The organism is Streptomyces sp. NPDC048604 (assembly GCF_043199435.1).
Lineage (GTDB): Bacteria > Actinomycetota > Actinomycetes > Streptomycetales > Streptomycetaceae > Streptomyces.
Window position 1 is genome coordinate 1 of record NZ_JBICVX010000017.1, and the last position, 22,121, is coordinate 22,121.

Genomic DNA, 22,121 nt, shown 5'->3' on the forward strand with positions numbered 1-22,121 from the left:
CTCCGCCTTGCGATCGCACGCACCAGACGCCGCTCCCTGATCCGGCCTGATCGGCAAGACACCCCCTCGGCCGCGCTGCCGACCCCGCCCTCCTCCGTACGCACTCCGGTCCGCGCACGCCGGCCCGGCCCTGACACCGGGCCGGCGCAGCGCCACCCCTTACGAACCAGGGAAGACATGACCCAGCACCTCACCGCCCCCGCCGCCGCACCGACCACCGGCACGCACACGGGCTGGTGGAGAGACGCGGTGATCTACCAGGTCTATCCGCGCAGCTTCGCCGACGGCAACGGCGACGGGATGGGCGACCTGGAGGGCATCCGCAGCCGGCTTCCGTACCTCAGGGAACTCGGCGTCGACGCCGTCTGGCTCAGCCCGTTCTACGCCTCCCCGCAGGCCGACGCCGGCTACGACGTCGCCGACTACCGCGCCATCGACCCCATGTTCGGCACCCTGCTCGACGCCGACGCGCTGATCCGCGAGGCGCACGAGCTGGACCTGCGGATCATCGTCGACCTGGTGCCCAACCACTCCTCCGACCGCCACGAGTGGTTCCAGCGCGCCCTGCGCGAGGGCCCCGGCTCCCCGCTGCGCGAGCGCTACCACTTCCGTCCCGGCAAGGGCGAGAACGGCGAACTGCCGCCCAACGACTGGGAGTCCATCTTCGGCGGGCCCGCCTGGACCCGCGTCGCGGACGGCGAGTGGTACCTGCACCTCTTCGCGCCCGAGCAGCCGGACTTCAACTGGGAGCACCCGGCCGTCCGCGACGAGTTCCGCTCCATCCTGCGCTTCTGGCTCGACATGGGCGTCGACGGCTTCCGCGTCGACGTCGCCCACGGCCTGGTCAAGGCCGACGGCCTGCCCGACATCGGCAGCCACGACCAGCTCAAGCTGCTCGGCAACGACGTCATGCCGTTCTTCGACCAGGACGGCGTCCACGAGATCTACCGCTCCTGGCGGCAGGTGCTGGCCGAGTACGACGGGGAGCGCATCCTCGTCGCCGAGGCCTGGACGCCCACCGTCGAGCGCACCGCGAACTACGTGCGCCCCGACGAGATGCACCAGGCCTTCAACTTCCAGTACCTCGGCTCCTATTGGGACGCCGCCGAGCTGCGTACCGTCATCGACGCCTCCCTGGAGGCGATGCGCCCGGTCGGCGCGCCCACCACCTGGGTGCTGTCCAACCACGACGTCACCCGGCACGCCACCCGGTTCGCCAACCCGGCCGGCCTCGGCACCCAGCTGCGCAGCCCCGGCGACCGCGAACTCGGCCTGCGCCGCGCCCGCGCCGCCACGCTGCTGATGCTGGCGCTGCCCGGTTCCGCGTACGTGTACCAGGGCGAGGAGCTCGGCCTGCCGGACGTCACCGACCTGCCGGACGAGGTGCGCCAGGACCCGTCGTTCTTCCGGGCCACCGGCCAGGACGGCTTCCGCGACGGCTGCCGGGTGCCGATCCCGTGGCGCGTCGAGGGCTCCTCGTACGGCTTCGGCGACGGCGGCTCCTGGCTGCCGCAGCCGGACGTCTGGGGGAGCCTGAGCGTCGAGGCGCAGACCGGCGACCCCGGTTCCACCCTGGAGCTGTACCGCAGCGCGCTCGCCGTGCGCCGCGCGCAGCCCGGACTCGGTGCGGGCGAGACCGTCGAGTGGCTGGAGGCGCCCGAGGGTGTGCTCTCCTTCCGCCGCGACGGCTTCGTCTGCACCGCCAACACCACCGGCCGGGCCATCTCCGTCCCGCTGCCCGGCCGGTTCCTTCTCTCCAACGAGGAGATCCGGATCGTCGAGGGCGTGGCAGAAGTGCCCGCCGACACCACCGTCTGGTGGGCGGTGTGACGATCCCCCTGCCGCGGGGCGCCGGGGGGGGCGCCCCGCGGCTCGCGGACCTCGCGGCCCAGTCCGGCGTCAGCGAGGCCACGGTCAGCCGGGTCCTCAACGGCAAGGCGGGCGTCGCCGACGCGACCCGGCACAAGGTGCTGGCCGCGCTCGACGTGCTCGGTTACGAGCGGCCGGTCCGGCTGAGGCGGCGCAGCGCCGGCCTGGTCGGGCTTGTCGTGCCCGAGCTGACCAATCCGATCTTCCCGGCGTTCGCGCAGGTCGTCGAGCAGGTGCTCGCCGGACACGGCTACACCCCGGTGCTGTGCACCCAGATGCCCGGCGGCGCGACCGAGGACGAGCTGGTCGAACAGCTCGTGGAGCGCGGGGTCTCCGGCATCGTGTTCCTGTCCGGACTGCACGCGGACGCGTCCGCGGATCCCGGGCGGTACGCCGAACTGGCCGGCCGGGGCGTGCCGTTCGTGCTCATCAACGGCTTCAACGAGCGCATCGACGCCAACTTCGTCTCGCCGGACGACCGTTCGGCGGCGCGGATGGCCGTACGGCACCTGGTGGAGTTGGGCCACGAGCGGATCGGCCTGGCCATCGGGCCGACCCGGTACACGCCGTCGCGGCGCAAGGCGGAGGGCTTCACGGCCGCGCTGCACGCGCTGCTCGGCATGGAGAGGGAGGTCGCGGAGACGTATGTCCGGCCCACGCTGTTCGGTGTGGAGGGCGGCCACGCCGCCGCCGATCTGCTGCTCGACCAGGGCTGCACGGGCATCGTCTGCGGCTCCGACCTGATGGCGCTGGGCGCCGTCCGCGCCGTGCGGGCGCGGGGCCTCGACGTGCCGCGGGACGTGTCGGTCGTCGGCTTCGACGACTCGCCGTTGATCGCGTTCACCGACCCGCCGCTGACCACCGTGCGGCAGCCGGTCCAGGCGATGGCGACGGCGGCGGTGGGGACGCTGATCGAGGAGATCGAGGGGAACCCCGTGCAGCGAACGGAGTTCGTCTTCCAGCCCGAGTTGGTGGTGCGGGGCTCGACCGCCGCCGCGTAACTCCTTGCGCAAGGAGTTACATCGAGGGGTCCGAAGGGTTGACCCGCCGTCAAGGCAGTCCTACGGTCACGGCTGAAAACTGTTGCTGATGTTTTCGGCAACTTCTTGCGACACTGATGTCGGCAGGAGGAAGAAGATGGCCAGAAGGACCGTGGCCGCTGCACTCGCCCTCGTGGCGGGAGCCGCTGTGGCCGTCACGGAGCCCCCCACCCTCGCGCAGGCCAGTCCGCCCGGCGAGAAGGACGTCACCGCGGTGATGTTCGAGTGGAAGTTCGCCTCGGTGGCGAAGGCGTGCACCGAGCAACTGGGCCCCGCCGGATACGGATACGTCCAGGTCTCCCCGCCGCAGGAGCGCATACAGGGCGCCCCGTGGTGGACCGCGTACCAGCCGGTGAGCTACAAGATCGCGGGCCCGCTGGGCGACCGGACCGCGTTCAAGAACATGATCGACACCTGTCACGCGGCCGGCGTGAAGGTCGTCGCCGACTCCGTGATCAACCACATGGCGAACGCGTCGGGGACGGGAACGGGCGGGACCTCGTTCTCGAAGTACGACTACCCCGGGCTCTACTCGGGCGCCGACATGGACGACTGCCGGTCGACGATCGGCGGTTACACCAACCGCGCCGAGGTCCAGAACTGCGAACTGGTCGGCCTGCCCGACCTGGACACCGGCGAGGACTGGGTCCGCGGCCGGATCGCGGGCTACCTGAACGACCTGCTGTCGCTGGGCGTCGACGGCTTCCGCATCGACGCCGCCAAGCACATGCCGGCGGCGGACCTCGCGAACATCAAGTCGCGCCTGACGAAACCTTCCGTCTACTGGAAGCAGGAAGCGATCCACGGGGCCGGCGAAGCCGTCTCGCCGAGCGAGTACCTCGGCAACGGGGACGTACAGGAGTTCCGCTACGCGCGGGACCTCAAGCGCGTCTTCGAGTCGGAGAGCCTGGCCTACCTGAAGAACTACGGCGAGAGCTGGGGCTACATGCCGTCCGGCCAGTCCGGCGTCTTCGTCGACAACCACGACACCGAGCGCGTCGGGGACACGCTGAACTACAAGTCGGGCGCCAACTACACCCTCGCCTCGGTGTTCATGCTGGCCTGGCCGTACGGTGCGCCGGACGTCCACTCGGGCTACGAGTGGACCGACAAGGACGCCGGCGCGCCGAACGGCGGGCAGGTGAACGCCTGTTACAGCGACGGCTGGAAGTGCCAGCACGCCTGGCGCGAGATCGCGTCCATGGTCGGCTTCCGCAACACGGCGCGGGGCCAGGGCGTGACGGACTGGTGGGACAACGGCAACGACGCGATCGCGTTCGGCCGGGGCGCGAAGGCGTACGTGGCGATCAACCACGAACCGTCCGCGCTGACCCGCACCTTCCAGACGTCGCTGCCGTCCGGCACGTACTGCGACGTCCAGTCGAACCGCCCGGTGACGGTCGACGCCTCCGGCCGCTTCACGGCGACCCTGCCGTCGAACACGGCGGTGGCGCTGCACGCGGGCGCGCGTGACTGCGGAGCCGGCGGCACCCAGCCGCCGGTGAGCGCCGGGGCGTCCTTCAACGTCACGGCCACCACCGTGCCCGGCCAGGACATCTACGTCACCGGCAACCGCACCGAACTCGGCAACTGGACCCCGTCCGCCGCCCTCAAGCTCGACCCGGCGTCGTACCCGGTCTGGAAGCTCGCCGTCACGCTGCCCGCCGGAACGGCGTTCGAGTACAAGTACCTCCGCAAGGACTCCGCCGGAAACGTCACCTGGGAGTCCGGCGCGAACCGCACCGCGACCGTCCCCGCCTCCGGCCAGGTCGTCCTGAACGACACCTTCCGTAACTGAGCCGACCGACGCCTCCCCGCGTCCCAGGGCCGCCCCGCCGGGGCGGCCCTCTCTTCCCGTACTCCTGGGAGCATCCTCGTGATACGCAAGAGAACGGCGGCCGTGACGGCCGCCGCCCTGTGCGCGGCCCTTGTGCCCGCCCTCCCCGCCTCGGCGGCCAAGGCGCCGCCCCCGCCCCCCTCGGACAGGGCTCTCGCCTCGGCTCCGGCCCGCCACGATCTCACCCGGGAGCAGTTCTACTTCGTGCTGCCGGACCGGTTTGCCAACGGGGACGCCGCCAATGACCGCGGCGGGCTCACCGGCAGCCGGCTCGCCACCGGGTTCGACCCCGCCGACAAGGGGTTCTACCAGGGCGGCGACCTCAAGGGGCTCACCCGGCGGCTCGACTACATCAAGGGGCTCGGGACCACCGCCATCTGGATGGCGCCGATCTTCAAGAACCGCCCCGTCCAGGGGACCGGCAAGGACGCCTCCGCCGGCTACCACGGCTACTGGATCACCGACTTCACCCAGGTCGACCCCCACTTCGGCACGAACGACGACCTCAAGAAGCTGATCGCCGCCGCCCACGCCAAGGGCATGAAGGTCTTCTTCGACGTCATCACCAACCACACCGCCGACACCGTCGACTACGCGGAGAAGAAGTACGGGTACCGCCCCAAGGGCGCCTACCCCTACCTCGACTCCACCGGACGGCCCTTCGACGACCGGCAGGGCATGGCGCGCGTCGACCGCGACTCGTTCCCGTACACGCCCACCACCACCGGCGGCAAGGTCCCGGCCTGGCTCAACGACCCCTCCCTCTACCACAACCGCGGTGACTCCACCTGGGCCGGCGAGTCCGCCGAGTACGGCGACTTCGTCGGGCTCGACGACCTGTGGACCGAGCGCCCCGAGGTCGTCGAGGGCATGAAGCGGATCTATCAGACCTGGGTCCGCGACTTCGACATCGACGGCTTCCGCATCGACACCGTCAAGCACGTCGACCTCGACTTCTGGACCCAGTGGGCCACCGCCCTCGACGCCTACGCCAGGACGCAGGGCCGCGAGGACTTCTTCATGTTCGGCGAGGTCTACTCCGCCGACCCCGCCGTCACCGCCCCCTACGTGACCCGCGGCCGGCTCGACGCCACCCTCGACTTCCCCTTCCAGGACGCCGCCCGCGCCTTCGCCTCCCAGGGCGCCGGCGCCGAGAAGCTCGCCAAGGTGTTCGCCGAGGACCACCGGTACACCACCGACAAGGCCAACGCCTACGAGCAGGTCACCTTCCTCGGCAACCACGACATGGGCCGGATCGGGTCCTTCCTCAAGCAGGACAACCCGAACGCCTCCGACGCCGAACTCGTCGACCGCGCCCGGCTCGCCAACGAGCTGATGTTCCTCTCCCGCGGAAACCCGGTCGTCTACTACGGCGACGAGCAGGGCTTCACCGGGCCGGGGGGCGACAAGGACGCCCGGCAGACGCTCTTCGCGTCGGCCACCGCCGACTACCTCGACGACGACCTCATCGGGACCGACCGCAGCCACGCCGCCGACTCCTACGACCCCGCCCACCCTCTCTACCGCTCCATCGCGGCCCTCTCCCGGCTGACCAAGGCGCACCCCGCCCTCCGCGACGGCGTCCAGCAGGAGCGGTACGCCGAGGGTTCGGTGTACGCGTACTCCCGTACCGACGCGAAGGCCCGTACCGAGTACGTCGTCGCCGCCAACGGCGGGACCGCGCCCAAGACGGTGACCTTCCCTGTCGGCTCCGCCGGCTTCCACGTCCTGTACGGGGGAAGCGGCGCCGTCCGCGCGGAGGACGGCCGTGTCACCGTCACCGTTCCCGCGCTGTCGTCCCTCGTCCTGCGTGCCGACGCGCCTCTGCCGGCCCCCTCCGCCGCGCCCTCCCTCACCCTCACCGCCGGCCCCGACGGAACCGTCTCCGCGGACGTCTCCGGCGGCGGTCTGAACCGGGTCGTGTTCGCCGCCCAGCAGGGCGACGCGCCCTGGAAGGTGCTCGGCAGCGCCGACCACGCGCCCTACAAGGTGAGCCACCACATCACCGCCGCGGCCGGAACTCCCGTGCGCTACAAGGCCGTCGTCGTCGACACGGCCGGCCGCACCGCGAGCGCGCTCACCGCGACCACCGCGCCCGTCCCGCCGCCCGCCGAGAAGCCCGTGGCCGTGCAGCGGCCGTACGCCGTCGTGCACTACCAGCGGCCGGGCGGCGACTACGACGGCTGGAAGCTCAAGGCCGACGGCCAGGAGGCCGCGTTCACCGGCCGGGACGCCTACGGCGCCTTCGCCTGGGTGCCGGTCGCCGAGGGCGCGGCGAGCGTCTCGTACACCGTCGAGAAGGACGGGACCGCCGACGGGCCCCGGCGAAGCATCAGCCTGGGCCGCACCGGCCAGGTCTGGATCACGCAGGGTTCCGACGCCCAGGCCGACACCGCGCCCGACGGCGCGTACCCGCCGCAGGACAAGACCAAGGCCGTCATCCACTACAGCCGCCCCGACGGCGAGTACGACGGCTGGGGGCTGCACCTGTGGACCGGCGCGGCCCAGCCCACCGACTGGTCGAAGCCGCTGATGCCGGTGCGCGTCGACTCCTTCGGCGCGACCTTCGAGGTCCCGCTGGCCGAGGGCGCGCGCTCGCTCTCCTACATCCTGCACAAGGGCGACCAGAAGGACCTGCCCACCGACCAGTCCCTCGACCTCGCCACGTACGGCAACGAGGTGTGGCTGCTCGCCGGCAAGCCCGCGTACCTGCTCCCGCAGACCGGCGGCACGCCCAGCCTCGACCTCGGCAAGGCCGAGGCGCAGTGGATCGACCGGAACACGGTCGTCTGGAAGGTCAAGGCGACCGACGCCACCAGCCAGCAGCTGGTGTACTCCGCGGCCGGCGACATCACCGTCGCCGACGGGGCGCTCAGCGACGAGGGCCGCTGGCTCCGGCTGAACCCCGGCTCCCTCACCGACGCCCAGAAGGCGAGGTTCCCGCACCTCAAGGACCACCCGGCCTTCACCGTCGACCCGCGCGACGCCGACCGCGTCCGCGGCTCGCTGCGCGGCCAGCTGATCGCCACCCAGCGTGCCGCCAACGGCGCCCTGCTCGCCGCGACCGGCGTCCAGACCGCCGGGATCCTCGACGACCTGTACGCGGCGAAGGCGACGACGGCCGGCCTCGGCCCGGTCTTCCGCGCCGGGCGCCCGACCCTGTCGCTGTGGGCCCCGACCGCGCAGTCCGTGGCCCTGGAGCTCGACGGCCGCACCGTGCCCATGCGCCGCGACGACGCGTCCGGCGTCTGGTCGGTCACCGGCCCGGCTTCCTGGAACGGCAAGCCGTACCGCTACGCCGTCAAGGTCTGGGCCCCCAGCGTGCAGAAGCTCGTCGTCAACAAGGTCACCGACCCGTACTCCACCGCCCTCACCACCGACTCCGCCCGCAGCCTGGTCGTCGACCTCGCCGACCCGAGGCTGGCCCCGGCCGGCTGGCGGACCCTGAGGAAGCCGGCCGCCGTGCCGCTGCGCGACGCGCAGATTCAGGAGCTGCACGTCCGCGACTTCTCGGTCGCGGACCCGACGGCCACCGCCGCACACCGCGGCACCTACCTCGCCTTCACCGACCCTGGCAGCAAGGGCTCGCGGCACCTGACGGCGCTCGCCGCCTCCGGCACGTCCTATGTGCACCTGCTGCCCGCCTTCGACATCGGCACGATCCCCGAGAAGAAGTCCGAGCAGGCCGCGCCCGCCTGCGACCTGAAGGTGTACGCCCCCGACTCCGACGAGCAGCAGGCCTGCGTGGCCGCCGCCGCGGCGAAGGACGCGTACAACTGGGGCTACGACCCGCTGCACTACACCGTGCCGGAGGGCTCGTACGCCACCGACCCCGAGGGCACGAAGCGCACCGTCGAGTTCCGGCGCATGGTGCAGGCGCTCAACGGCAGCGGACTGCGCACCGTGATGGACGTGGTCTACAACCACACCGTCGCCGCCGGGCAGTCGGACAAGTCCGTGCTCGACAAGATCGTGCCCGGCTACTACCAGCGGCTCCAGGCCGACGGCTCCGTCGCCACCTCCACCTGCTGCGCCAACACCGCGCCCGAGAACGCGATGATGGGCAAACTGGTCGTGGACTCGGTCGTCACCTGGGCCAAGGCGTACAAGGTCGACGGCTTCCGCTTCGACCTCATGGGCCACCACCCGAAGGAGAACATCCTCGCCGTCCGCAAGGCCCTCGACGCGCTGACCGTCGAGAAGGACGGCGTCGACGGCAAGGCGATCGTCCTGTACGGCGAGGGCTGGAACTTCGGCGAGATCGCCGACGACGCCCGCTTCGTCCAGGCCACCCAGAAGAACATGGCCGGCACCGGCGTCGCCACCTTCTCCGACCGGGCCCGCGACGCGGTGCGCGGCGGCGGCCCCTTCGACGAGGACCCGGGCGTCCAGGGCTTCGCCTCCGGCCTGTACACCGACCCCAACACGTCCCGGGCCAACGGCGCCCCGGCCGAGCAGAAGGCCCGGCTGCTGCACTACCAGGACCTGATCAAGGTCGGGCTCTCCGGCAACCTCGCCGGGTACTCCTTCACCGACACCGCAGGCCGCACGGTCAAGGGCTCCGAGGTCGACTACAACGGCGCCCCGGCCGGATACGCCGCCGCGCCCGGCGACGCCCTCGCGTACGCCGACGCGCACGACAACGAGACCCTGTACGACGCACTCGCCTTCAAACTCCCCGCGGGCACGTCACCGGCCGACCGGGCCCGGATGCAGGTCCTCGCCATGGCGACGGCGACCCTCTCGCAGGGCCCCGCGCTCTCCCAGGCGGGATCGGACCTGCTGCGCTCCAAGTCCCTGGACCGCAACTCCTACGACAGCGGCGACTGGTTCAACGCGATCCACTGGGACTGCCGGGACGGCAACGGCTTCGGCCGCGGGCTGCCGCCGGCCGCCGACAACAAGGCCAAGTGGGGCTTCGGCAAGCCGCTCCTGGTGAACCCGGCGCTGACCGTCGGCTGCCGGGAGATCGACGGGACCTCCGCCGCGTACCGGGACCTCCAGCGGATCCGCACCACCGAGCCGGTGTTCTCGCTGCCGACCGCCGCGCGGGTCCAGGACGCCCTGTCCTTCCCGCTCTCCGGCCCGGACGAGACCCCCGGCGTGATCACCATGCGCCTGGGCGACCTGGTCGTGGTCTTCAACGCCACGCCCGACCGGCAGACCCAGCGCGTCCCGGCCCTGGCGGACAAGGGCTACGCCCTGCACCCGGTGCAGGCGTCCGGCGCGGACGCCACGGTGAGGTCGGCGTCCTACGAGACCGGTTCGGGGACCTTCACCGTCCCGGCCCGGACGGTCGCGGTGTTCACCGCGCGGTAGGGGACCCGTGGAGGCGCTGCGCGGGCACCCGCGGAGCGAGCTCCACGAGCCGGCCGACGAGGTCGCCGAACGGCCCGTCGGCCGGCTCGTCCGCGAGGATGCGGACGAGCACGTCGGCCATGTCCGCGTCGTACGCGGCGCTGACCGCGGTCAGCGCCGCGAAGTCGTGCACCAGCTGAAGCTCCAGCTCGCCGCGCGGCACCCGGCGCCCGTCCAGCCACAGCAGCGCCGTGGACTCGGCCAGCGACACCCAGGAGCGGACCACCAACTCCATCCGGGCGGACGGGCCTTCGATCTCCAGATGGGCCAGGATCTGCTCGTACGCGGCCTGCCGCACCTCGTCGATCATCGCGGTGGCGTTGGAGGAGCCCACGGCGGGACCGCCGCGCATCAGCGCCGCGAAACCGGGGCCGTGCCCGTCGACGAAGTCGAAGAACCGGCCCATCACCCGCAGCAGCCGCGCCCCCAACGGGCCGTGCGGCGGCTCCAGGAAGCGGCCCGCCAGCTCGTCCGCGGCCCGGCGCAGCGCCGCCTCGTACAGGCTCTGCTTGCCGGGGAAGTAGTGGTAGACCAGCGGCCGCGAGATCCCGGCGGCGGCGGCGATCTCGTCGATGGAGACCTCGTCGGGGGAGCGGTGGCTGAACAGTTCCAGTGCCACCCCGATGAGTTGCTGTCTGCGCTCCTCGACGCCCATCCTGCGCCGTACCCCGGTCGTCATGCGAACAGCCTAACGGGCGTCCATTACGCTCCCACCACATGAGTGCTTCCGACGATCAGGCCACGGCCGCCAAGGACACGGCAGAAGAGGCGACCTCCGCCGACGAGGAGAGCCCCGCCGAGGAGGAGACCCGCGCCGAGGAGGAGACCCCCTCCGACGACGAGGAGACCCCCTCCGAAGACGCGGAGATCCCGTCCGACGACGCGGACGCCGGCGAAGCCCCCGCCGACGAGCCGAAGTCCGGCCTTTCCCCTCGGCAGGCGCGGCGGCTGCGGGTCGCCGCCGCCTCGGTCCTGCTGGTCGCCATGGCGGTCGTCCTGGTCGTCCGGCTCGCCAGCCGGACCTCCGTGCTCGTCGTCGGTGTCTACGGCCTCGCGATGATCCTGTGCGGCGTCGTCATCGAGCTCTCCCGCAACGGCCGCACCCGCCTGGGCACCTGGCTGCTCGCCGGCGGCCTGCTCGCCGCGCTGGCCGCCGACTGGCTGATACTTCCCTGAGCCCGCCCCGATCCTCCGGACAGGCCCTAGAGGTCGAGGACGAGCCGCTCGCCCGCGCAGCGCGAGACGCAGATCAGCATCGAGTCGGTCCGCTCCGCGTCGGTGAGCAGGTCGTCCCGGTGGTCGATCTCGCCCGCCAGCACCCCCTGTCGACAGGTGCCGCAGAAGCCCTGCTCACAGGAGTACGAGACGCCCGGGAGCTCCTCGCGGACCGCGGAGAGCACCGACCGGTCCGCCGCCACCTTCACCGTCCGCCCGGAGCGCCGCAGTTCGACCTCGAACGCGGTGCCGCCGGCCGTCGCGGCCGCCGAGAAGCGTTCGAGGCGCGGCGTACGGCCGTCGGGCAGCGCCGCGCCCACCGCGTCCATCAGGCCGTCGGGGCCGCAGCAGTACACCTCGGTCTCCGGCGGCACCTCGGCGAGGAAGCCCAGTTCGGGCAGGCCCGACTCGTCCTCGGCGACGACCGAGACCCGGTCTCCGCCCAGGCGCTCGACCTCGTCCAGGTACGGCATGGTCGCCCGGCTGCGGCCGCAGTACAGCAGCCGCCAGTCGGCGCCGGCCGCGGCGGCCGCGCGGACCATCGACAGGACCGGCGTGATGCCGATGCCGCCGGCCACGAACACGTACGCCGGGGCGTCGACAAGACCGAAGCGGTTGCGCGGCCCGCGGATCTCCAGCTCGACGCCCTCGTGGAGCTGTTCGTGCACCTCGGCGGAGCCGCCCCGGCCGCCCTGCTCCGCCCCGATCAGGCGGGTGGCGACGGTGTACGCGCCGGAGTCGGCCGGGTCGCCGCAGAGCGAGTACTGGCGGACCAGGCCGGACGGCAGGACCAGGTCGATGTGCGCGCCCGGCTGCCAGGCGGGCAGTCCGGAGCCCTCCAGACGGAGCTGGACGACGCCCTCGGCGGGCGCGGTCCGCGCGGCGACGAGGACCCGGCGCGGGACGGTGGTGTTGCGGCCGCGGCCGGACACCGGCTCGTCGAGCGTGGGCATCGGCCAGAGCGGGGACTCCTGGATGCGCCGGCGCATCGCCCGCTTGGCGAGCAGCGCCGCTCCGGCGACCAGGAGCACGGTACGCAGTCGGGGCATGGTCAGTGGCCTCCGTTGGCGCCGGGGGAGGAGGCCAGGTACGCGGCGGCCTGCGCGGTGTCGCCCTCCTGCGAGGGGTGGTAGTCCCGGCTGAGGTAGCGGGGGATGGAGCGCAGCATGTCGGGGGTGGAGGGCAGCACGCCCTCGCGGCCCTTGCGGACGAACTGGCCCACGGACGCCTTGCCGTCGAGCAGCGTCGGGTCGTTCTCCATGAAGAACCGGATGCCGCGCTGCCAGAAGAAGACCAGCGCGCTGAAGGCCAGCGCCCAGGTGCGCGCCCGGCGCCGGTAGCCGCCGTCGAGGTGCATGAACAGCTCGAAGGCGACGGAGCGGTGCTCGACCTCCTCGGCGCCGTGCCAGCGCAGCAGGTCCAGCATGGCCGGGTCGCAGCCGCGCCGGTCCAGCTCGTCGGCGTTGAGCACCCAGTTGCCGAGGAAGGCGGTGTAGTGCTCGATCGCGGCGATCAGCGCCACCCGCTCCATCAGCCACCAGCGGCGCGGCCGGCCGGGCGGCAGGGTCTTGTCGCCGAGCAGCTTCTCGAAGAACCAGTCGACCTGCGCCGTGTACGGCGTGGGGTCGAGGCCCAGCTCCTTCAGCCGCGGCAGCACGTCGTCGTGGGCCTGGGAGTGCACGGCCTCCTGGCCGATGAAGCCGATGACGTCCTCGCGCAGCCGGTCGTCGGTGATGTAGGGGAGCACCTGCTTGTAGACGTGGATGAACCAGCGCTCGCCCGCGGGCAGCAGCAGGTGCAGCACGTTGATGGTGTGGGTGGTGAACGGGTCGCCGGGAACCCAGTGGAGCGGGGTCTCACGCCAGTCGAAGGAGACCTTGCGGGCCTTGAGCTCTATGTGCTCCGACGCCACCGGTGCAGGCTGCGTATTAGACATGCTGTCAATGTACTGAGAAGTAAGGTCGCGTCAACAGAGGTGTGCAGGGGGATTTCGTGTGCGCGCCCGCCACCCGCACTGCGCGTCAGCGCAGCGCGGCCACCCGCATCCCGTTCGCCAGCTTCCCGATGAGCTGGGCCCGCGCACCGCGTTCGGCCTCGACCGCCAGGAACCGGCCGCCGCGCCGGGCGGCGACCCCGCCGGTGGTCGTCAGCGACACGAAGTCCCGGGTGCCGGCGGCCAGTACGTACCACTGGCCGGTACGGGCCTGCCACAGCACCCCCGCGAGCACCCGCGGCTCGCGCGGGCCGCACGCCGGGGAGACCTCGGAGCGGGCCGCGAGGGCCCCGGTCGTCGCGCCCGGGGCCTGGAACTGGGCGAGCACCCGCGCACCCGTGCCCCGCCAGGTCTCCGCCCGGGTGCACAGCCAGGCTGCCCGGCCGCCCCCGGCGGGCAGCCGCTGCTCCGCGTACTGCCAGGAGTTCACCGACCGCACCCCGTGCGAGCGCACCGCCGGCAGCAGACAGGCCGTCCGCGCCCAGGCCTCGCGCGCCGCCCGCCCCGTCACGTCCCCCGGCGCCCCGGGCGCGCCCCAGGTCAGCCGGGCCGGGGCCAGCTCGCCCAGGTCCGCGTACAGCCGCTCGCCGCGCTCGTCGCGCAGCTGCAGCACCGGCCACGCCGAGCAGTCCTTCGCCTGCGCCGGACTCAGCATCGGGTCGGTCACCCCGTGCTCGTCCCGGGTCAGCGGCAGCACCGGCTTCGCCGGGCGCAGCAGGTCCCGCAGCGCGGGCGTCCGGACCCAGGGGGCCGTCAGATAGCGCACGTTCGCGGAGGTGCGGGTGAGCACCAGGGCCGCCGAGCCGGCCGCGTCCGCGCCGTCCGTGCGAGCGAAGTCGAGCGCGGGGCCGCCGGTGCCGTCGACCGGCTCCGCGTACCGCACCGCCCGCAGCCCGTCGTGGAACAGCACGACCCGCGAGCCGTCCACCTCGCCCGCGAACAACAGCTGCGCCGGCCCCATCGGCGGGCCCGGCGGCGTCCCCGGCGTCGCCGAGGCGTGCACCCGCTCGCCCGGCCGCGCCCAGACCGCGAGCGCCCGGCGCAGCAGCGCGCTGTCGCCGGTGAGGCCGCCGCGCGCGGGCCAGACGGAGAAGTCGGTGCGGGCCGAGCTGCGCCAGACCGCCGGATCGATCCGGCGCAGCTGCGCCGGATCGAGCGCCGCCTCGGAGGCCGGGTTGCGGGCGTACGAGGGCGCCGCCGCACCGGCCGGACCCCAGTCGTCGCCCGGCAGCCCGAGCAGCGCGCCGCAGACCAGGGTGGCGACGGCCGCGGCCAGCGCGGCCCGGCCGTGTTGCCGGCGCCGCATCAGGTCCGTCGGCCGGGCCTGCAGGGAGCACGGGTCGAACTCCGGCGACTCCAGGAGCGCGTGCATGCCCTCCACCGAGTCCGCCTCGGCCAGCGCCGCCCTCGTGTCCCCGACCCCGGCGGCGGCCAGCACCCGGCGCGCCTCGGCGTCGCCCTGGCGTTCCAGGCCGCGCAGCACGTAGGCCGCCCGGCCGGCCGCGGTGAGCTCCGACAGCCGCTGGTCCAGGGTCAGTTCGTCGGTGCCGCCGGCCCGCGGGAAGACCCGCAGTCCCCAGACGCGCGGGAGCACGGCCGGCATCCGGGTCCGGTGCCGCAGCGCGAGCCGCAGCACCTCGCCGCGCACCCAGGCGTACCCCGGGTCGACCGCGTCCTCCGCCCGCCGCGGCTGCGGCACCGCGGACCCGGACGGTCGCCGGCGCGGCAGTGAGCGCTGCACCAGCGCGTGCGCCGACAGGACCCGCCTGTTCCGCCCGAGTGCGGCCGGCAGCACGAGATAGGCGATCCGCACCAGCCGCGGATAGTGCTCGACGAGGGCGGCCTCGGCCTGCTCGACGTCGAGCGGACCGTGGGCCGGTGTCCCGCCGGGGGACGAGGTGTCGGCTTCCTGGGTGCTCACATTCAGCAGAACGAGCGATTGATCCGATGGTCACCCTGCTGATTGATGTGTGCCGGTCAGGAGTCTCGGATGTCTCTCGGATGTCTCGGAGGTCCGCCGTCAGGACGTCAGATGCGCGCGGATGCGTTCCGCCTGCGCGTCGGAGACGCCCAGGCCGTCCCGTACGTACCCCTCCATCGAGCCGTGCCGCGCCGCGACCTCCTCCAGGCCCGCCGTCAGGTACTCCGGCGCCACCCCGATGATCGCCAGCGCCAGTTCCGGGTCGCCGCCCTGCGCCGTGAACCCCTCCACCAGCGGTGCGAACGCCTGCCGCACCGCCGGGTTCACCGACAGGAACTCCGCCCGCACCGTCTCCTCGTCCGCGCCGAGCAGCGAGAGCAGGACCGTCGCCGCCCAGCCGGTGCGGTCCTTGCCCGCCGTGCAGTGGAACAGCAGCGGCGTCGCCGCCGGGTCCGCCAGCTCCGTCAGGAACGCGCCGTACGAGGCCCGCGCCGAGTCCGTGGTCACGAACGCCCGGTAGGTCTTCTCGAAGGCCCGTCGCACCCGGCCCCCGCCCAGATGCTGCTCCGCCAGCGCCGGGTCGGCGAGCAGCTGCTTCAGCCGGGCCGCCGGCGGCAGCCCGCTGACCGCCAGATAGTCCGCGAGCACGTCCGCGACCACCACCCGGCTGCCCGCGAGCAGCCGGTCCGGCCGGTCCGCGCGCTCCCGGTCGGTGCGGAAGTCCACCACCGTCCGGATGCCGAGCCCGGACACCACCCCGTCCGCCGTGTCCAGCCGGTCCAGCTGCCCGGACCGGAACACCAGCCCCGGCCGGACCGCACGGCCCCCGGCGAGCGGCAGCGTCCCCAGGTCGCGGAGATTGGCCACCGTGGTGGCGGGGATGGCGGGCATCGGCGCCTCACTTCTCGTGCGTAACGTCCTCTAACGTCCACTAACGTACGAAACCGTAATGGATCCGGTCGTACCAGTCCCGGCGTTCGGCCCCCGAACACCCCCTCGACCCGGCACGATGACCCCATGCAGACGCAGCGAACCGCGGTGACGACGGCCCTCCTGGCCGTGATGCTGATGGGATGCGGGGCCGGGGAGCCGGACGTGCCGAAGGAGGCGAGCGGCACCCTGGAACAGCTCGCCGAACAGGCCCGGTGCGCGAAGCCGGACGTCCGCGCCGGCACGGCCGAGCTGCGCCAGGCGTCCTGCGCCACGGACGACGGGACGTACGTGCTGCTCACCTTCGCCACGGACCGCGGCCAGCGCGAATGGATCAACCAGGCCAAGGACTACGGCGGTTCGTACCTGGTCGGCCGCCGCTGGGTGGTCGCCGGCGACGAGCGCACCGTGACAGCCGTACGCGGCCGGCTCGGCGGGGCGGTCGAGACCGCCCCGTCGCACCGGCCGCAGAGTTCGCACGGCACGCATCACTGAGACATCAGGTGCAACGGCGGCCCTGGTTCAGGCAGTCGACCAGGCGCCGCATCAGCCGCTGGTCGAAGACGTTGATGAAGTCGCCGTGGTCCGTGATCGGCTTGTGCAGCTGCTCCGGGAACGAGTCCACCGCGAAGCCGGGGCCCGGCGGCACGTCGTACACGATCCGCTGCACCAGCTGCGGAATGGCCCGGAAGCCGTTCTGGCAGCGCCCGTTCCGGTCGGCGAACGCCACATGGGTGCGGTGGTTCGCGCTGTCGGTGTTCCGGCCGTCCCAGCAGCTCTGGAACTTGAACGTCCGGACGACCTTGCTGCCCTCGGGACAGATCGGGTACTTGTCCTTCAGCTGCCGGTCCTCGAACCCGGTGCACGACCACGACGCGTTGGCGTTGGCGTCCCCGTTGGTGAACGCCTTCGCGTCACCGGTGATGATCCGCAGGAACCGCGGCATCGCCGTCACCCGGGACACCGGACTGCCGACGAACTTCAGCGTGACCTGCGCAGGCGTCTGGATCTCGCCGACGTTCTGGTCCTTTCCGCCGCCGTCCGCCTGCGCGTCGGCCTCGTTCTGGCCGTTCTGCAGCCGCAGCACCGGCCAGTAGTAGGTGGAACGGTCGCCCTGGTTGCGGCAGGTGGTCGCGCCGCGGGCCAGGTCGTCGTCGCTCGCGAAGGCGTCGTTGGCCTGGTTGCCGACGTAGTCGTGCATATGGTGCGCGCCGTTGCTCACGCCCGGCGCGACGATCACGTTGTCCGGGTTGAACTTGCCGTTCTGGTTGCGGCCGCAGTCCGTCGTGAACGAGCCGCGGGACGCGCCGCTGCGCACCCGGGGCTTCTGCACGTTCGGCTGCACCGTGGTGATGTCGACGAAGTCGGACGCCTCGGGCCCGTTCCCCGCCTGGCCCGCACCCTGTCCGCCGTCGTCTCCGTCACCCCCTTCGTTCCCGCCGCCCTTCTCGTCGTCGGCCTGCAGGGTGCACGGAGCCAGCCGCTCCAGCTGCTTCGGCGGTTCACCCTCCCGGTCGATCAGCGCGACGATCCGCTGCAGGATCACCAGCCGTTCGTTCTCCAGCGGCTTCAGGATCTGCTGCTCGGCGAACTGCGGATCCTCCGCGATCCGCTCGCGGTTCTCGGCGAACCGCTGGTACGCGACCGTGATCTGGCCGTCCAGCGTGGCGAGTTCGCGGTCGACGTCGCCTCGTACCCCCTCCGGCACCTCGGTCAGCTCGGCGCCCACGTCGGGGCAGTCGATGGTGGACATCGTGGGCGCGGACGGGGGCTTGCTGTTCCAGCCCTGTCCGGCCGACGCGTAGGCGTTGAGGGCCACGAGGCCGCCACCACCCAGAACCAGTGCGGCCGACGCGGCGATCGCCCGGCGCGCGAGTGTCGAACGTTTGCGAGTCCTTCCCATGGGCCTCCATACGGACGGGACACCCGTGGCGTTCAGCGTCCCCCGGGATCGGTGAGAAAGAGGCAGGGCGTGCGAGCGGTCTCCCCCGCTCGGCGGCGGGGTGGCACTATGTGGCCGACATGACGAATTCCCGCTCCCCGATACGGGCCCTGCGCGCCGCACTCTTCGCGGCCGTCTGCGTGTCCTTGGCCGGTGCGGGGCATTCGTCCATGTCCGCTCACGAGATACCGGTACGCACCCTCGGACTCGCCTTCGCCGTGACGGGCCTGCTCGCCTGGGCCTGCTGCGGCCGGCGACGGGGGGCGCCCGCGATCGGCGCCGGACTCCTCGCCGTGCAGACGGCGCTGCACGCGAGCTTCTCGGCCGGTCAGGGGCACGCCGCCGCTCCCGGCTCCCACACGGGGATGGACAGGGGCGTGGGGATGGACATGGGCGCGGGGATCCCCGCGAGCGCCATGGACCTGAGCGCCGCCGCCGTGCCCGACCCCCTCGGCATGACCGCCGCGCACCTCCTCGCCGCCCTGGTGTGCGGCCTCTGGCTGGCCCGGGGCGAGGCCGCGCTCTTCGCCCTCGCCCGCACCGCCGGCGCGGCCGCCTTCGCGCCGCTGCGGCGGCTCCTCGCCGTCGTCCGCGTCCGCGTGCCCGAGCCGCCGCGCCCCGTGCGTCCGCGGCCGCGCACCCGGCGGCTGCACGGCGTCGTCCTCTCCCACGCCCTGTCCCGGCGCGGCCCGCCCCGGCTGTCCGCACCCCGCGCCACGGCCCTCGGAGCACACGTCTGACCCGGGGGTCCCTTCCCCCTGTCGACTTCGACTCCAAGGACAGCCATGACCCTTGACGGTTCCGTGCGCCCGGAAACGGCCGCCGACCCCACTCCCGCAGATCCGGACGAGGCCGCCCCGGACGCGCCCGGCGGCAGATCCACCTGGAGCGCGCTGCGCCCGCTCGTCCTGCGGCTGCACTTCTACGCGGGCGTCCTCGTCGCCCCGCTGCTGCTGATCGCCGCCACCAGCGGACTGCTCTACGCCCTCTCCTTCCAGGCCGAGAAGTTCGTGTACGCGCACGAGCTCACCGTCCCCGAGGGCGAGGGCACCGTCCCGCTCTCGCAGCAGGTCCACGCGGCGAAGAAGGTCAACCCGGACGGCACGGTCACCGCGGTCTGGCCCTCCGCCGAGCCCGGCGCGACGACCCGCGTCCTGATGGCCGACCCGGACATGGAGGAGGGCAAGTCCCTCGCCGTCTTCGTCGACCCGTACACCGGGGAGGTCCGAGGACAGCTGGCAAGCTACGGCGGCTCCGGCGCGCTCCCGCTGCGCACCTGGCTCGACGAGCTCCACCGCGATCTGCACCTCGGCGAACTCGGCCGGAACTACAGCGAGCTGGCCGCCAGCTGGCTGTGGGTGGTGGCGCTCGGCGGGCTCGCCCTGTGGATCGGCCGCCGCCGCAAGGCGAAGCGCGAGCTGTTCCTGCCCGAGCGCGGCCCCAAGTCCCGGCGCCGCACCCTGTCCTGGCACGGCGCGGTCGGCCTGTGGGCGGTCACCGGTCTCGTGCTGCTCTCCGCCACCGGTCTGACCTGGTCGCGCTACGCCGGCGAGAACATCGACGCGGTCCGTTCCCAGCTCGGCGGCGCGACCCCGACCGTCTCCGCCGTCATCGGCGCGGGCGACGGGGACGCGGCTGGTCAGGAGGGCCACGCCGGCCACGGCGGCGGCGCGCCCGCGCAGGCCGCCACCGGTCCCGACGTCGGCATCGACAAGGTCCTCGCCGCCGCCCGCGAGGCCGGTGTCGACGGGAAGCTGACCGTGACCCTGCCCGCCGAGGGCAAGGGCTATGTCGTCAAGGAGACCGACACCCAGTTCCCCGTCCACCTGGACTCGGTGGCCGTGAACCCGGCCGACGGCACGGTCATGGACGAGCTGCGGTTCGCCGACCACCCGCTGCTCGCCAAACTGACCCGGTTCGGCATCGACGCCCACACCGGTGTGTTCCTCGGTCTCGCCAACCAGCTGGCGCTCGCCGCCCTCGCGCTGGCCCTGATCCTGCTGATCGTCTGGGGCTACCGCATGTGGTGGCTGCGCCGGCCCGGCCGTCCCGTCGCCCGCGGGGCGTGGCGGAAGGTTCCGCCGACGATGCTGCTGCCGCTGCTCGCCGGGACTGCCCTGGCGGGCTGGTTCGTGCCGATGCTGGGCATCAGCCTGCTGGTGTTCCTGGCCGTCGACGGACTGCTGGGCCTGGCGGCCCGGGCGAGGGCCCGTCAGGACGCGTAGTCCCGGGCGCCCGGCGCAGGGCACGTACTCAGGGCACGTACTTGTAGCCGACCCGCCGCACGGTCTGGATCGTGCGGCGGAGTTCGCCCAGCTTGCGCCGGAGCCGGGCCACATGGACGTCGACGGTCCGGCCGTCGCCGACATGGCCGTACCCCCAGACCGTCGTGACCAGCTGGTCGCGGGTGTGCACCCGGTGCGGATGCGTCACCAGATGGGCGAGCAGCTCGTACTCCAGATACGTCAGGTCCAGCGGCCGTCCGTCCACGCGGGCGAGCCGCTGGGCCTGGTCGATCGCCACCGGCCCCGGGGCGGGCGTCGGCCCGGGCCCCTCGCCGTCGGCCGGCCGGCCGTCGGCCGGGACGAGCACCAGGTAGCCGACCATCGGCGGCCGGCCGGGCAGCGTGGGCAGGGACTGCGGTGGCGCGGGCAGCAGCGTGGCGCCGGGCGGCAGATACGCGGCGACCTGGGCGAGACCGTCGACCTCGTCGGGGGCGACGGCACGGAGGCGGGGGCGGAGAGGGGACGTGAGGGCGGCAGCCTGGGTGTGGGCCATGGAAGTTCAGCTCTTTCGCGCGAGTCACGGACGGACGGTGGTCGTCGTACGTCATGCGTCTTGCGCGTCGGCCGAAGGCCGGGGACCGGACACGGATCCGATCGGGGCTTTAGAGGGCCGACGCGTTCCTCACGCGTCGACAGCACCGGTCGTAGTCGTGGTGCTGCCGGGAAGGCCAGAACGGCTCGAGGTCGAAGCGCCTCGAAGCAGTGTCGTTCTGGATGCGGGCCATATCCCTATTAAACCAGCAGGGAATCTCCCCGCGCAGCCCCCATCCATCCACCGGACAGACCGTCAGCCCGTCAGCCGCTTCCGCCAGTCCAGTCCGGTGACCTGGATCGACGACTCCGGCGAGCCGTCCCACTCCACCGTCAGGCCCTGCCCGCGCAGCGCCTCGGTCACCTCCCGGCCCACCTCCGCGGCCGACTGGGCCGTGCCGTCGAAGCCTCCGTACAGCAGGAACAGCGGACCGCCGTTCGCCGCGCCCTCGGTGCACTGGGAGTGGAAGTAGACGAAGCCGCGGGCGTCCGCGCCGCCCTCGCCGCCGATCTCCGCCGTCCCGCAGTTGCGGCAGCAGGTGAAGTTCTCCCGCGCGGTGATCCCCGCGCCGTCCAGCGCCTCGAACGCGGCCGAGATCCGCTCCGGATCCGTGACGCCCTCCCAGTCCGCCGACTCCGCCACCCGCGCCAGCCACAGCCGGTCCACCAGCGCGGCCGCCTGAGCCCGGGTCACCGGCCGGACCTCCCCGTCGACGAGGTACTCCTCCGCGGTCTCGGCCAGCCGCTCCCGGTCGTCGTAGCCGCAGCGCAGCAGCTCCCGGACCCGCTCCTCCAGCACGGCCCGCACCTCGGCGTCCGGCTCCGGGACCGGCTCGGGCAGCGGCAGGTCGGCGGGCTTCCAGCCGAGCCCGCGGTCCCAGGCGGTCTCGCGGCGCGCCCAACGGGTCATCACCGCGGCGACCTTCTGCGCGTCGCCGCCCTCCGTCACGAAGTGCCGCTCCGGCCCGCCCGCCCGGTGCTCCAGCTGGTATCCGCCGCCGTCCTCGTGCCACACCTGGATGAACTCGTCTGGTATGTCCGGTATTCGCTGCACCACCAGGAAGCGGTCGCCGTCCCCGCCGATCCGCAGCGCCAGGTCGCGCAGCGTGTCCTCCGAGACGCGCACGTGCTTCTGCCAGTTCTCGGTCCTGACCGCGATGTCGAGCATGACCCCACTGTGACAGAGGCCACTGACAGCGA

General features: G+C 72.8%; 16 protein-coding genes. 8 read left to right on the plus strand and 8 right to left on the minus strand.

Features of this window, described 5'->3' with window-relative positions; genetic code table 11:
* The first annotated feature begins 177 nt into the window (after positions 1-177).
* The 4 genes from ACGFMM_RS29300 to pulA all read left to right on the plus strand — a co-directional run bounded on the left by ACGFMM_RS29300 (position 178) and on the right by pulA (position 10,065).
* Complete coding sequence (locus ACGFMM_RS29300) at positions 178-1,830, plus strand: glycoside hydrolase family 13 protein (RefSeq protein ID WP_393649472.1); 1,653 nt, start codon at positions 178-180, stop codon at positions 1,828-1,830.
* Positions 1,818-2,870, plus strand: coding sequence for a LacI family DNA-binding transcriptional regulator (locus tag ACGFMM_RS29305; protein WP_393649473.1), 1,053 nt, complete (start codon positions 1,818-1,820; stop codon positions 2,868-2,870). Before ACGFMM_RS29300 ends, ACGFMM_RS29305 begins: the two co-directional genes overlap by 13 nt.
* A gap of 136 nt (positions 2,871-3,006) precedes the next feature.
* The gene (locus ACGFMM_RS29310) at positions 3,007-4,707 is read left to right on the plus strand and encodes a carbohydrate-binding module family 20 domain-containing protein (protein WP_393649474.1); all 1,701 of its coding nucleotides are present in this window, start codon (positions 3,007-3,009) and stop codon (positions 4,705-4,707) included.
* A gap of 78 nt (positions 4,708-4,785) precedes the next feature.
* Positions 4,786-10,065 (plus strand): pullulanase-type alpha-1,6-glucosidase, encoded by a 5,280-nt coding sequence (gene pulA, locus ACGFMM_RS29315; protein WP_393649475.1) that lies wholly within the window; start codon positions 4,786-4,788, stop codon positions 10,063-10,065.
* On the opposite strand, the gene ACGFMM_RS29320 is transcribed toward pulA, so the two are convergent.
* Complete coding sequence (locus tag ACGFMM_RS29320; protein ID WP_393649476.1) at positions 10,052-10,783, minus strand: TetR/AcrR family transcriptional regulator; 732 nt, start codon at positions 10,781-10,783, stop codon at positions 10,052-10,054. The two genes, pulA and ACGFMM_RS29320, sit on opposite strands and share 14 nt — an antisense overlap.
* Positions 10,784-10,821: 38 nt before the next feature.
* Between ACGFMM_RS29320 and ACGFMM_RS29325 the strand changes: the two genes are divergently transcribed.
* On the plus strand, positions 10,822-11,280 hold the full coding sequence (locus ACGFMM_RS29325) for a hypothetical protein (protein ID WP_393649477.1): 459 nt from the start codon (positions 10,822-10,824) through the stop codon (positions 11,278-11,280).
* A gap of 26 nt (positions 11,281-11,306) precedes the next feature.
* On the opposite strand, the gene ACGFMM_RS29330 is transcribed toward ACGFMM_RS29325, so the two are convergent.
* The 4 genes from ACGFMM_RS29330 to ACGFMM_RS29345 all read right to left on the minus strand — a co-directional run bounded on the left by ACGFMM_RS29330 (position 11,307) and on the right by ACGFMM_RS29345 (position 16,124).
* Positions 11,307-12,374, minus strand: a complete 1,068-nt coding sequence (locus tag ACGFMM_RS29330; protein WP_393649599.1) for a PDR/VanB family oxidoreductase — start codon at positions 12,372-12,374, stop codon at positions 11,307-11,309.
* The gene (locus ACGFMM_RS29335; protein WP_393649478.1) at positions 12,371-13,255 is read right to left on the minus strand and encodes a metal-dependent hydrolase; all 885 of its coding nucleotides are present in this window, start codon (positions 13,253-13,255) and stop codon (positions 12,371-12,373) included. The genes ACGFMM_RS29330 and ACGFMM_RS29335 overlap by 4 nt, the downstream gene beginning before the upstream one ends.
* 85 nt (positions 13,256-13,340) lie before the next feature.
* Positions 13,341-15,233, minus strand: coding sequence for a hypothetical protein (locus ACGFMM_RS29340; RefSeq protein WP_393649479.1), 1,893 nt, complete (start codon positions 15,231-15,233; stop codon positions 13,341-13,343).
* A 99-nt stretch (positions 15,234-15,332) separates the two neighbouring features.
* Entirely contained in the window at positions 15,333-16,124 is a 792-nt protein-coding gene (locus tag ACGFMM_RS29345; protein WP_393649480.1) for a tyrosine-protein phosphatase, read from the minus strand.
* Positions 16,125-16,250: 126 nt separating this feature from the next.
* Between ACGFMM_RS29345 and ACGFMM_RS29350 the strand changes: the two genes are divergently transcribed.
* Positions 16,251-16,658 (plus strand): hypothetical protein, encoded by a 408-nt coding sequence (locus ACGFMM_RS29350; protein WP_393649481.1) that lies wholly within the window; start codon positions 16,251-16,253, stop codon positions 16,656-16,658.
* Positions 16,659-16,662: 4 nt separating this feature from the next.
* Here the strand turns inward: ACGFMM_RS29350 and ACGFMM_RS29355 are convergent, their stop codons facing one another.
* A complete protein-coding gene (locus ACGFMM_RS29355) occupies positions 16,663-18,066 on the minus strand; it encodes a DUF1996 domain-containing protein (protein WP_393649482.1) in 1,404 nt (467 codons plus the stop codon).
* 209 nt (positions 18,067-18,275) lie between these two features.
* On the opposite strand from ACGFMM_RS29355, the gene ACGFMM_RS29360 reads away from it, so the two are divergent.
* Positions 18,276-18,845: a hypothetical protein gene (locus ACGFMM_RS29360; protein ID WP_393649483.1), complete on the plus strand. Its 570-nt coding sequence runs from the start codon at positions 18,276-18,278 to the stop codon at positions 18,843-18,845.
* Positions 18,846-18,890: 45 nt separating this feature from the next.
* A complete protein-coding gene (locus ACGFMM_RS29365) occupies positions 18,891-20,330 on the plus strand; it encodes a PepSY-associated TM helix domain-containing protein (RefSeq protein WP_393649484.1) in 1,440 nt (479 codons plus the stop codon).
* 28 nt (positions 20,331-20,358) lie between these two features.
* Here ACGFMM_RS29365 and ACGFMM_RS29370 read toward each other — a convergent pair whose 3' ends face one another.
* Both ACGFMM_RS29370 and ACGFMM_RS29375 read right to left on the minus strand, forming a co-directional pair.
* Positions 20,359-20,883, minus strand: coding sequence for a winged helix-turn-helix domain-containing protein (locus tag ACGFMM_RS29370; protein WP_393649485.1), 525 nt, complete (start codon positions 20,881-20,883; stop codon positions 20,359-20,361).
* A 294-nt stretch (positions 20,884-21,177) separates the two neighbouring features.
* Complete coding sequence (locus ACGFMM_RS29375; RefSeq protein WP_393649486.1) at positions 21,178-22,089, minus strand: DUF6891 domain-containing protein; 912 nt, start codon at positions 22,087-22,089, stop codon at positions 21,178-21,180.
* Between the last annotated feature and the right edge of the window lie 32 nt (positions 22,090-22,121).

Excerpts from the sequence above, each read along its gene's own strand:
- ACGFMM_RS29375 (WP_393649486.1), bottom strand. The coding sequence starts at position 22,089 with ATGCTCGACATCGCGGTCAGGACCGAGAACTGGCAGAAGCACGTGCGC.
- ACGFMM_RS29300 (WP_393649472.1), top strand. The coding sequence starts at position 178 with ATGACCCAGCACCTCACCGCCCCCGCCGCCGCACCGACCACCGGCACG.
- ACGFMM_RS29310 (WP_393649474.1), top strand. The coding sequence starts at position 3,007 with ATGGCCAGAAGGACCGTGGCCGCTGCACTCGCCCTCGTGGCGGGAGCC.
- ACGFMM_RS29335 (WP_393649478.1), bottom strand. The coding sequence starts at position 13,255 with ATGTCTAATACGCAGCCTGCACCGGTGGCGTCGGAGCACATAGAGCTC.
- ACGFMM_RS29355 (WP_393649482.1), bottom strand. The coding sequence starts at position 18,066 with ATGGGAAGGACTCGCAAACGTTCGACACTCGCGCGCCGGGCGATCGCC.
- ACGFMM_RS29350 (WP_393649481.1), top strand. The coding sequence starts at position 16,251 with ATGCAGACGCAGCGAACCGCGGTGACGACGGCCCTCCTGGCCGTGATG.
- ACGFMM_RS29365 (WP_393649484.1), top strand. The coding sequence starts at position 18,891 with ATGACCCTTGACGGTTCCGTGCGCCCGGAAACGGCCGCCGACCCCACT.
- ACGFMM_RS29370 (WP_393649485.1), bottom strand. The coding sequence starts at position 20,883 with ATGGCCCACACCCAGGCTGCCGCCCTCACGTCCCCTCTCCGCCCCCGC.
- ACGFMM_RS29345 (WP_393649480.1), bottom strand. The coding sequence starts at position 16,124 with ATGCCCGCCATCCCCGCCACCACGGTGGCCAATCTCCGCGACCTGGGG.
- ACGFMM_RS29320 (WP_393649476.1), bottom strand. The coding sequence starts at position 10,783 with ATGACGACCGGGGTACGGCGCAGGATGGGCGTCGAGGAGCGCAGACAG.
- ACGFMM_RS29360 (WP_393649483.1), top strand. The coding sequence starts at position 18,276 with ATGTCCGCTCACGAGATACCGGTACGCACCCTCGGACTCGCCTTCGCC.
- ACGFMM_RS29325 (WP_393649477.1), top strand. The coding sequence starts at position 10,822 with ATGAGTGCTTCCGACGATCAGGCCACGGCCGCCAAGGACACGGCAGAA.